Annotated in this window: 9 protein-coding genes and 1 pseudogene; 4 read left to right on the top strand and 6 right to left on the bottom strand. The window is 40.4% G+C overall.

What is annotated here, in order from left to right:
* A pseudogene (locus HWQ58_RS15925) lies at positions 1-1,944 on the bottom strand (chloride channel protein); the annotation flags it as partial.
* 382 nt (positions 1,945-2,326) lie between these two features.
* On the opposite strand from HWQ58_RS15925, the gene HWQ58_RS15920 reads away from it, so the two are divergent.
* Together HWQ58_RS15920 and HWQ58_RS15915 are read left to right on the top strand one after the other, a co-directional pair.
* On the top strand, positions 2,327-2,524 hold the full coding sequence (locus tag HWQ58_RS15920) for a hypothetical protein (RefSeq protein WP_292864181.1): 198 nt from the start codon (positions 2,327-2,329) through the stop codon (positions 2,522-2,524).
* A gap of 84 nt (positions 2,525-2,608) precedes the next feature.
* The gene (locus tag HWQ58_RS15915) at positions 2,609-2,995 is read left to right on the top strand and encodes a hypothetical protein (RefSeq protein WP_292864178.1); all 387 of its coding nucleotides are present in this window, start codon (positions 2,609-2,611) and stop codon (positions 2,993-2,995) included.
* Between the two features lie 259 nt (positions 2,996-3,254).
* Here HWQ58_RS15915 and HWQ58_RS15910 read toward each other — a convergent pair whose 3' ends face one another.
* The gene (locus tag HWQ58_RS15910; protein WP_292864175.1) at positions 3,255-3,476 is read right to left on the bottom strand and encodes a hypothetical protein; all 222 of its coding nucleotides are present in this window, start codon (positions 3,474-3,476) and stop codon (positions 3,255-3,257) included.
* 358 nt (positions 3,477-3,834) lie between these two features.
* Positions 3,835-5,454: a glycosyltransferase family 39 protein gene (locus tag HWQ58_RS15905; RefSeq protein WP_292864172.1), complete on the bottom strand. Its 1,620-nt coding sequence runs from the start codon at positions 5,452-5,454 to the stop codon at positions 3,835-3,837.
* Between the two features lie 587 nt (positions 5,455-6,041).
* Between HWQ58_RS15905 and HWQ58_RS15900 the strand changes: the two genes are divergently transcribed.
* Positions 6,042-7,211 (top strand): hypothetical protein, encoded by a 1,170-nt coding sequence (locus HWQ58_RS15900; protein ID WP_292864169.1) that lies wholly within the window; start codon positions 6,042-6,044, stop codon positions 7,209-7,211.
* Positions 7,212-7,224: 13 nt separating this feature from the next.
* Here the strand turns inward: HWQ58_RS15900 and HWQ58_RS15895 are convergent, their stop codons facing one another.
* Together HWQ58_RS15895 and HWQ58_RS15890 are read right to left on the bottom strand one after the other, a co-directional pair.
* Positions 7,225-8,532 (bottom strand): recombinase family protein, encoded by a 1,308-nt coding sequence (locus HWQ58_RS15895; protein ID WP_292864166.1) that lies wholly within the window; start codon positions 8,530-8,532, stop codon positions 7,225-7,227.
* 15 nt (positions 8,533-8,547) lie between these two features.
* On the bottom strand, positions 8,548-8,925 hold the full coding sequence (locus HWQ58_RS15890; RefSeq protein WP_292864164.1) for a hypothetical protein: 378 nt from the start codon (positions 8,923-8,925) through the stop codon (positions 8,548-8,550).
* A 134-nt stretch (positions 8,926-9,059) separates the two neighbouring features.
* Between HWQ58_RS15890 and HWQ58_RS15885 the strand changes: the two genes are divergently transcribed.
* A complete protein-coding gene (locus HWQ58_RS15885; protein WP_292864161.1) occupies positions 9,060-10,307 on the top strand; it encodes an alpha-L-fucosidase in 1,248 nt (415 codons plus the stop codon).
* Positions 10,308-10,545: 238 nt separating this feature from the next.
* Here HWQ58_RS15885 and HWQ58_RS15880 read toward each other — a convergent pair.
* Positions 10,546-10,757: Hsp20/alpha crystallin family protein (locus HWQ58_RS15880; protein WP_292864158.1), on the bottom strand; the 212-nt coding region annotated here is incomplete at its 5' end.

Genomic DNA, 10,757 nt, shown 5'->3' with positions numbered 1-10,757 from the left:
AATGACCAATGACCAATGACCAATGACCAATGACCAATGACCAATGACCAATGACTATATCTGTAGTGGGTAAGACTGGTAATAGTGGCGAAGTGCCTTGCGCGTTACCGCTAAATTACAGGTTAATGCAATTTGCTCTTTTTCTAATAAACCCAAAATGCGATCGGGTTTATCTCGTGCTACCACTGGTAATTGATGTAAACCTCGAAGACTCATCCGGTCTAAAGCCTCAGATAAAAGTTCATCTTGCCATGCATAGAGAATTTCAGTAGTACAAATGTCTATGAGGGTTTGACTGGATAAATTATCTGGAATTTCAGTTAGGGGATTTGGGTATGTTTGCCAAATAGCAAGGGCACGGTTAATATCTTCCAAAGAAAGTATACCAACTAATTGCTCTGCTTGATCAAATACTAAAGCACTACGGACGCGATCGCGGATCATTTCCACAGCTGCATCTAATACTCCCAGAGTTGCAGGTAACTTTTTGGGATAGGGATACATGGCATCTTCTACCAAAATTTGCTGCACAATTTCCGCTTGTTCATCTTTCAATTCCGAAAGACCAATTTGTTGTAGATTAGAGTTAGAATTAAAAGTTGGTTTAATCCTTTCTACTAGCCAAACACTCAAACCCACAGCTGCCATCAACGGTAAAACAATCCGATAGTCGCGGGTTAATTCAAACAGCATTAAAATAGCCGTTAACGGCGCTCTCACACTAGCAGCCAGTACTGCTGCCATTCCCACCATTGCGTAAGCTGGGGGAGCCGCCATTTGATCGCAAATTGTCGGGAATGCTACAGCCAACATTTTGGCGTAAGCCGATCCAAAAGAAGCACCTAAAAACATTGCTGGTGCGAACAAACCACCGATGAAACCACTACCTGCACTAATTGCAGTCATCAATAACTTTACCACCAACAACACCACCAATAAGTAGAGTGGAAACTCCACATCTTGAAGCATTGCTTCTACAGTTTCATAACCGACACCCAGAATTTGCGGAAACTGCAAAGCAACAGCGCCAATTATCACACCGCCAATAATTGGATGAATCGGCTGAGGAATTCGTCCCAAAAAATCAAAACCTGGAACCTTCCCAGCAAAGCAAGCTTTTGCTAAATGAATTGATTGAGTATAAGCCAGAGAAACTAGGCTGGCCCCTAAACCCAAACCAAGATAAAGAGGTAATTCCAAAGGACTGCGAACTTGGTAAACAGGTAAATCAAAAGCAGGTTGGGTTCCCAAACCAATTTGGGCAATTAATGCTGCTACCACCGCCGCTAAAAGCACCACACTCACAGCAGAAGTAGCGAAAGATGTCGCTCCCATCACCACTTCTAGGGCAAAAAATACTCCAGCGATGGGAGCATTAAATCCCGCCGCCAGTCCTGCTGCTGCGCCAGCACCCAATAGCAAACGTTGTCGTTCTTGAGATACATTCAGGATCACAGACAACAACATCCCAAAATTTGCGCCAATTTCGACACTCGGCCCTTCTGGCCCCAAAGAAGCACCACTCCCTAAAGAAACAGATGCGGCCAGCATTTTGGTAACTGGTCTTAGTGGTCGCCTAATCTCTGTTCCCTGAGAGACGGCGATGAGAGATGAAAGTCCAGGGCCAAAGTCTTGAGTGCGCCAGCGCATCAAGCCAACAATTAATCCGCCAAGGGTGGGAACGCAGGCTAAAGTCCAAGCACCCCAGCCGCCAATTTGACCCATTAAATTTTCCAGCATCAGCTGGTGAACCAACTGGATTAAATAGTGAAAGGTGACTATACCCATACCAGTACCACCGCCAATGAGCATGGCTAAAAACAGCACAACTGTTTCTGGGGATGGTTGAAAACGATTAATTAGGTGGGCTAAACGAGCGGAAGGTGTAGGAAAGGCAGGTTGTTCCGTTACCTTCCTTAGTTGAGTGGGAGGCAAGAGAGTCATTGAGAGGCGGGGTAAATGTAAGAAAAAATTTAAATTTTTATCTGTTACTTATCATTGTGAGCCATTATTTAGCAACCGGACAAGTAGACTTTATTTGCTTAACTTCCAAAGCTTTAGCTAAAAATGTCATTGTGCAAAATTTGTGTGGGGAGAATCGTTAAATGAGAGAGAATTATTATTTAAGGGTCAGCGATGCCTAAGTTGGGCGTAGCTGCGGCTAGTACAGCATGGCGTAAATAAACAATACCCCTTCGGGTGACGCTCGCAGGCTCGCTAACGCTGCGCTAACGGCAGTTCCTCATGGGGGGAACCCCCTCTGAGCGACTGCCTCACCATTTCAAATGGCGCAAGAGCTTGGAATACAATTATGCGTGACTTTTGAATGCGTGACTTCCGCCTTGCGGTATTAGTGGAGTGGGAGCGATCGCCAACACTATTTTTTCTAGAGACACAAAGTTTTTTTGGCTGGGTGGACGCACCCGTAAACATTAACCATGAGTCATCCTTGTTTAAATCTAGCTATACTCGTGTTGCGACTATTGAGCCATCCTTGGTAGTAATAGAATGTATGTATGATTGATGCCTGATCTCAGATCATACATTGATCCCAATTCAATATAGCTATTGTTATAGAGCGAGTAAATGGACTAGGCGGATGAGGTAAATGAATATACACACTTTTGATAATCATTATGTTACTTGCCCAATTTGCCAAAGAAATGCCACGCCAAAACCAGTTAAAACGCGCATGGGCTTGTTTTGCTGTCCCTATTGCCAGGAAAGGCTAGTAGTTTGCCAAAGTGGTCATTACGTCCGCGATCCGTTTACTTGGAGACAATTGATGATCTCTTCGTCGCTACGTCGTCAAAGCCGACCTTTAGCGAGGATTCTCAGAGATTTTGTCCTACTCAAACGTCCGATGGTAGCCTTGGCTGTAGGTAGTGCCATTTTCTTGAGTGCGATCGCTTTGACCCAAGAAAAGACAAGCTATGATCGCCAAATTCTTCCCACAACAGAGAAAATTAATGACCCAGGAAACAAATCTCAGTAAATGGATTACTTTTGTATAAATCAAATTCTACTTTGATTTTTGTAATATTATAACTAAATACTCTGATAAAATCGTGTCTTATTGCCCCAAATAGGACACGGTTTTATATTATGTCCGCTTAAAGACCGATCGCTAATTAAGTAAGTACTTTAGTACCCAAGGGTAAGTATTTTCAGCACTAAAGTGCTAACTACAAACTATTGTTTATTTATGCTTATCTAATTATCATATCAATTTGAAAATCGGGACACCACAGCATCTAAAATTTACTGTCCGGCAAAACTTGGGGTGAAAACATTGCCTGCAACGACTCATAGTAAGCAAGAAAATAAGCATGTTGTGGTTCCAAACGAGAGCGGATTTCAGTACCGAGCAAGTGAATTAATTGCCGCACCAATTCCCAGCGCACCTTTAATCGAGGATACAACATGACACACAGCGGAAATAGCTCTTGTTGTATGGCACTAATGTTGTTCTCCAAAATACTGCTACTGTCTCAAGTTTTATGACTGGTTCTGGTGACAATGAAAAATTTTGCGGCACCATAAACACCTAATTGCTAAATTTAATGAATGAAATATTTCGTAATAAATATTTCAAGCATAGAGAAATCGATCTCACCAGCAAAACCGCAAAATTACCCAGATTATCATTTCTTCAAAGTAAATCGCAGGTTTTTTACACTTTTGGGAAGAACGCGATCGCTACACGATTATCATTACCTTTTGGGTAACAATTTGATTTTTCCTGACAAGGGGGAATTATTGAACAAATCTCTCCCTTGTCTCCCCCCTCTCCCTTGTCTACCTTGTCTCTTCTTCATGCCCAATGCCCCATATTTATAACCGATTAGTATCTTTTGTGACTAATTTCCAACCTTCAGCTTGGTCAATTAGCTTCATCGATTCTAGTTGAAGATTGTTGAAAGCAGATGCATGAAGCAGGAAGTAGGGTTGGCCGTTGTAGTGCCAATAATATTCTAGTTCACCAACAGAAGCAGGAATGATGGTGCGATCGCTATAATAATCCAACGAGGGGCGATGGTAGGGAAAAGATGTGTAAATCTTCCTCGTCGCTGGATTTGCCCGCACAATCATGGCGGCGACTGGTTTAACTGGATAGGCTTCCGATAATTCCCAAACCCAGTAGTTAGATTTCATTAACAGCAGCAACGAAATATAACTTCCCCAAAACAAAATCTTTAGAAATTGTCCGTCGCCTCGTTCTGCCAAAATAGCTGCTAAAGTCATAGTTAAAGCTACGGCGGCAAAAATCAGTTGTAAGTCTGTTTTTGGTGTTGTACCCGCACTGAAATAAATGCTACCAGCAGAAGCAGCCACAGCAAGTATTGCCAAACCAGCAACCCAAGCACGGGGATAAGATGAGAGTAAAGGCGAATTTTCCGTATCTGATAACTGGATACCAAAAGCTAAGGCTAAACTAGGGTAAATCGGGAATAGATACCAGGGAACTTTGGTAATCATGAAAGAAATTACCAGTAGATAAACCCCACTCCACGCCATTACTAGTTTTGCCCAGCTAAGGTTGCGATTTTCCCAGGTTAAGCGGACAGTTTGTGGTAAGAACAATAACCAGGGCCATGTGTATTTGAGAAGTTCAATCACATAGTACCAAGGTGGTTCAGAATTATCTTCTACAACTGAGCCAATTCGGCCTAATGATGGGTTTGCAATACCAATTTGGGCGAAAGTATAACCATAGTGAATTAGTTGGGCACCATACCAAGCAGCTACAGGTAGAATGCCAATTAAGATTGCTATCCAGAGATAGTAACAAGTGAGCAGTCGTGGCGTATCCCAAAACAGAAATACAATTGCGATCGCACCAAGTAATACACCTAGCAGTCCTTGAGTTAAACAAATAAACCCAAAGCTGATACCAACACCAAGACAATAACGTAAATCTCGGCGCGATCGCAACACGCACAACATCATCACCATCAAAAAACTTACCATCGCCCCATCCAACATTGCCAGCCGCCCATGACGCACTACAGGTAGCATTGTTAGATAAATCAAGGCGCTATAAATAGCAGCCCAACGTTGGCGAAATATCTCTCGAGCAATGCAATACAGTAAAGGTACAGATGTTGCCGTTAAAATTGCTCCAGGTAAGCGCGTTGTCAACTCATTTTCGCCTCCCAGAGAATAAGCCCAAGCTATTAGCAAATGCATCAAAGGCGGCTTGTCATGATATGGTTCGCCTCCTAACGTTGGGTAAAGCCAAGGCATTGAACCTGCTGGGGCGTGCCAAATTTCACGAGCAACCTGTGCCACAGTACCTTCATCCCAATCTCGCAGCGGCAACCCTCCCAGATTGATGCTAAACAGTAATACTGCTGCCAACAGCAATACTATTAGCCATACCCAATCAATCCATTTTCCAACCGTGCGATGCTGTTTTTCCAGATGACTCCAAATAAAGCTTCCTTCTTGCATATTCTCTGGTAATCATTTTACTTGCTGGTTTGATTACATAGAGACATCTAGCGAATCTCCAATGTTGCCACCCAGTAACAACGTATGTTTTTAACAATTGCTAGTTTCCAAGATTAACTCAATTTTTTCTAATTAGCGCTATTTTTTGAAAAAATTATATTGGTTGTTTAAATAACATTTAGTCCAAAAAATGATAAAAATAATACAAGCGATCGATAATTTATTACCTGTTCAATAGTCCGTAAATAAACTTGTATTTTATTTTGTATGTGATTGGTTTAAATTTTATTTACTTAGTTTTTATCTAGCTAATTTCAGAAATTTAGGAAGCGATCGCTACACTAATTCAATATTGTGCTGAATATTTTAAGCAACTATGTAATATTTTTAATATAAATTTTGCAAAAAGTGTAATTATTTATTATTTAAAAATTCAAAATTATTATCGTTGAATAAAATTATCTAAATAAAGAAAATTTATATTTTAAATTTAATTAAGTAATTCTTGAAGTGTAATATCTATAGTATACAATTTTTTAAGCACTTTTGATAACAATAAACAGCTAAAAAATTATTGGAGACTGTCAATGAATTTACCTGTAGTTGTAGATATTACTCTTGGCTTAGTTTTTATTTACTTGATTTTGAGCTTACTAGCTTCGGAAATCCAGGAACTAATTACCACATTATTACAATGGAGAGCTAAACATTTAAGAACTTCAATTGAATTACTTTTATCAGGTGGTAGTGAAAGTGAAAAATCAGATATTATTAATGCAATCCAGTTGGTACAGAAACTTTATAACGATCCTTTGATTAATACATTGAATCAGCAAGCTAAGGGTAAAGTAGAAAAGCATTTCCAGGAACTTACCAAAAACCCTGATAAACTAGTACTAGAAAAACAAAGCGGCCCTTCCTATCTTCCTTCTGAAACATTTGCAACTACTTTATTAGATACCTTAAAAATTCCCCAGCTAATTAATCATGTTAAACATCCTAGTGAAGAAGCAAAAACCAACTTGTACATGATATTAGCCTCTTATAAAGAACTTAAAAAAGGTATAAACGATCCAACGAGTGCAAGTTACACAAAAATTCAAGAAATTTATGGAGATATTGACCAGAAATTTATAGATTTTGTTAATAATGAGTTACCTGATGAAGTTCCTAATAATTTAATCAAGAGCCTTAGTGTAATTGCTCAACGTAGCAGGGTAAAGATTGGCGATCTCACAGAGGAAGCAAATCAATTTAAAAATGAAGTAGAAACATGGTTTGATCGCTCTATGGATCGAGCAAGCGGTGTTTATAAGCGCAATGCCAAAGGAGTTGCTATTTTAATTGGAATATCAGTTGCCTTTTTAACCAATACTGATACATTTCACTTGATTAAAAGACTATCGGAGGATTCGGTTATCCGCTCTACCATTACTCAAAGTGCAAGTCAACGAATTGATTATATCAATGATGAAGCAGCCAGAAGGGATATTGAGAAACTATTAGGAAATTCTTCTATACCGATTGGATGGCAAAATATTAATCAACAGTTTGAGTTATTAGATACGACGAAATCGAATATAGTTTATATCAGAATTTCACAGGTTTTTAAATTAATTTGCGGTTGGATAGTGAGTGGTTTTGCTATTGCTATGGGTGCGCCTTTCTGGTTTGATATCCTCAATAAATTTATCAATGTGCGGAATGCAGGGCCAAAACCTGTTGCGTATACTAAGGATCAACCGTCTCAAAAATAGCGCTTCAATTAAATCAAAAAATAAAAATAACTTGGAGTTTTAATTCTTTATTCTGAAGAGTAATGTCAATTTGTCTGATAAATTCTCGAAAGTAAAATCTTCGTTCTGTTTCCGACAAATCTAACCAAAATTGTGGTATGGAAACAGCTTGAGCAACAGAACGCAAGTTAACTGGGGGAAGAGTTGCTAGCTTTGCTTCGAGTGCAGAAATTTCTGTGCGGAGTTTGTAAGCCCTTAACTTTGCTGTTTCCGCATCTAAAATTCCAGTTTCAATTAAAGCGGGTAACTGAGCAAGTATTTCTTGCTGACGAGCGATCGCTTGTCCTAAACTATTCTTGAATGCATCCAACTGGGGAAAATTCATTCCTGCTACCGCCCGAGGTAAATCACGGCAAACGGTTTCAATGGTATGTTCCAACACCTCTTGGTAGGAAATAGCCTTACACTTAGGGCTTTGGGGACAGCTAGTAGAACGTAAATAAAGATACTCTTTATCTTGGTTGCGTTGGGTAACACGGGTAACTGTCAGATGTGACTGACACTCAGCACAGACAACCAACCCAGCGAGAGAACGCGGTGCGCTAGCAGTTCGGGATGGTAAACGGCTGTTACGGCGTAAAAGTCGGTCAACTTGGGCTGCTTCTTCCTTAGAAATTATCGGAATATGGGTATTGGAGATAATTTCACCATTTTGATAAGCTGTATTGCCGCGATAAACTGGATTAGTCAGCCAGCGTCTTCCTGTGGTGACAGAGATTTTCTTGCCGTATTTTTTCGCCAAGTAACGCACTGAACCCCGCAGGGAACCGTAGAGTAAAAAGTGTTCAAAAAAATCTTTGACTACTGGTGAAGTACTGCGGTCAATGGTATATTTTCCCTTACCTCTGCGATAGCCGTAGGGAACTTTGCCTGGTGGCGGTGCAACCTCAAGACGATTACGGGCGTGTCCTTGGCGGATGCGACGACTACGTTGCTGACGTTGGATTGCGTGTAGCAAATTCAGCAAGTTAGCGCCCAGAGGGTAATTTTCGGAAGTGTAGGGCTGTTCAGTGGCGATTACTGCGATTCCCATGACTTCAAGTTGATTGAGGCGATCGCTAATTTCCTCTACAGTATCTCCCAATTCTTCCAATCGACGAATCAGGAGATAATCTGCTGGTTCAGTTTGGCAATCGGTAAATAATTGTTGTAATTGCGATCGTTCAGAGGAGTCTGGCTTGCCCAAATCTTCATAAACCCGATCCACCTCCCATCCCCAATCAGCTCGATCGGGAGAAGATTCTAATAGCGGATCGGTGTAAGAGTAAGCAATTATTTTCAAAGGTTTAGTGCAGTATCACAAAGAAATGGTATCAGTTTCAATCACTTGTCCTTGGACAAAGCCGAAAATGCGATCGCGCAGAGAATTATACACAAAGGCATTGATGTTAGCGATCGCATCACTGACCAAATTCACCAGCAGCGAACCTGCAATGCTGGAGAGTAGTAGCGGTTGCGAAAGTATGAGGGCGATGGCATTCTGCGTTGTCCCTGTACTCAATAAACGGGTAATTTCATCAACGATCGCTTTGTTGAGCCAAATGGCGATCGCTGGGCCTGCACCACCCAGTAATGTCAGGATTGTTACATAGCCTAGCTCCTTTGGAACTACCTGGATCACTATTGCTACACTCTGGCGAAATGCTTGGAATAAAGAAATCTCAATTATTGGCATATATTTTAAAGTAGCAAATAATATCGCATTTTCACCTCAGCCAACAAATGATAACAACCAAAATCTGTATATGTACTAATATGCAAAGGGAGCTATTTCTCCTTTATTAAGCAGAATTATTGCCAAATTTTAACATGATGAATAACTGGTTTGATACAGCTCGATTGGGGATGTTTATTCATTGGGGACATAGTTCCCAACAAGGATGTGAGTTATCTTGGCCGTTAGTTGGGGGTGTATTCAGCCTACCTTTTTGCAAAAATATTCCAGTTGAAAAATATCACGACACAGCTAATACTTTCAATCCACAGCAATATAATCCTCAAGAATGGGCAGATTTAGCAAAAAGTATCGGAATGAAATATGCCATATTAACAGCCAAACATCATAATGGTTTTGCCCTATTCCATACGCAAGAATCAAACTTTTCAATTGCATCTGCACCTTATAAAAAAGATATTGTACGTGAATATATTGAAGCAATGCGCTCTGTAGGATTGCGTATTGGTCTTTATTTTTCGCTTAGTGACTGGCATCATCCAGATTATCCAGCTTTTACAGAAGCAGATAAACCTTATCGCTTTGACCAGCTACCTCAACCTACAGCGCAACAGTGGGAGCGATATATCCAATTTATGTTCAATCAGATACGAGAATTATTGACTAACTATGGTCAAATTGACATCATTTGGTTTGACGGAAGTTGGGAACGCACTCCTGAGCAATGGCAGGCTCAAGAATTAGCAAAAATAATTCGTGATTTACAACCTAATATTCTCATCAACGATCGTCTTCCGAATTGTGGAGATTTTGAGACTCCTGAACAGTTTATTCCTCCTCACCCACCCGATCATCCTTGGGAAACTTGTCTGACTATTAACGAGAGTTGGGGATATAATTCAGATGATTGCAACTTCAAATCGTCTCGTCAATTGATTCATACCCTTTGCGAAGTAGCAGGCAAAGGGGGCAACCTCTTGCTTAATGTTAGTCCAATGGGTAATGGACAAATCCCTTCTGAGCAGTTAGAGCGTCTCAAAGATATAGCAGATTGGATGAGGAGCCACTCTGAAAGTATACTTGATACAACCCCAGGATTAGAACCGTGGCAATTTTATGGCCCCTCAACTCGTAAGGGCAATCGCATTTATTTACACCTATTAATGAAACCTTACGAAACAATATCAGTTAGGGGTATACCAATCAAACAAGTAAAAACGGTGTTTGTTCTTGCTGACGGCACAGCACTAACCTATACAACTCGCTGTGCAATTATTGATTCTATCCTCAATTCTAATCCGTTAGGAGAATTAACAATTGATGTACCTGAATCAGTAATTAATCCTTACGTTACAGTGATTTGTATTGATATTGATTCTTGAGTAATTAATGTAAATTCATTAACAGTACAGCGATCGCTCCAATTCTTAGAGGAAAAGAGAGCGACACCGATAGCGTAGCATTAGCGTTAGCGAAGCGGTAGCGAGTACTCGAGCGTCCGTAGGAGCGTCACAGCACATTAAAGTAGCTTAAATTAGAGATTGCATACAAAAAAGCCCAGTTAGAAATGACTGGGCTTTTAGCTATCTCAATCAATTATTGGAGGTGAGTAGTTTCGCACTATGAAGCAGGTTGTTCTAGATTAACCTTGACAACCTTGTTCTTTTCTTGCTCGGACTTGGGCAGTGTCAAATTCAAGATTCCGTCTTTATAATCTGCGGTAACATTAGTATTTTCAACCCTAGCAGATAGAGGAATTACACGCTGGAATTTGCCATAGTAAAATTCACTCTTGGTAATACCCTTGTCTTGGGTTTTAGTTTCAGACTTGC

It is taken from the genome of Nostoc sp. LPT, from assembly GCF_017115165.1.
GTDB lineage: Bacteria > Cyanobacteriota > Cyanobacteriia > Cyanobacteriales > Nostocaceae > Nostoc.
This window is presented reverse-complemented; position numbering and strand designations above follow the sequence as displayed.

Bases quoted from the DNA above. Each gene is read 5' to 3' on its own strand.
- HWQ58_RS15900 (WP_292864169.1), top strand. From the start codon at position 6,042: ATGAATTTACCTGTAGTTGTAGATATTACTCTTGGCTTAGTTTTTATT.
- HWQ58_RS15915 (WP_292864178.1), top strand. From the start codon at position 2,609: ATGAATATACACACTTTTGATAATCATTATGTTACTTGCCCAATTTGC.
- HWQ58_RS15890 (WP_292864164.1), bottom strand. From the start codon at position 8,925: ATGCCAATAATTGAGATTTCTTTATTCCAAGCATTTCGCCAGAGTGTA.
- HWQ58_RS15885 (WP_292864161.1), top strand. From the start codon at position 9,060: ATGATGAATAACTGGTTTGATACAGCTCGATTGGGGATGTTTATTCAT.
- HWQ58_RS15905 (WP_292864172.1), bottom strand. From the start codon at position 5,454: ATGCAAGAAGGAAGCTTTATTTGGAGTCATCTGGAAAAACAGCATCGC.
- HWQ58_RS15920 (WP_292864181.1), top strand. From the start codon at position 2,327: ATGCGTGACTTCCGCCTTGCGGTATTAGTGGAGTGGGAGCGATCGCCA.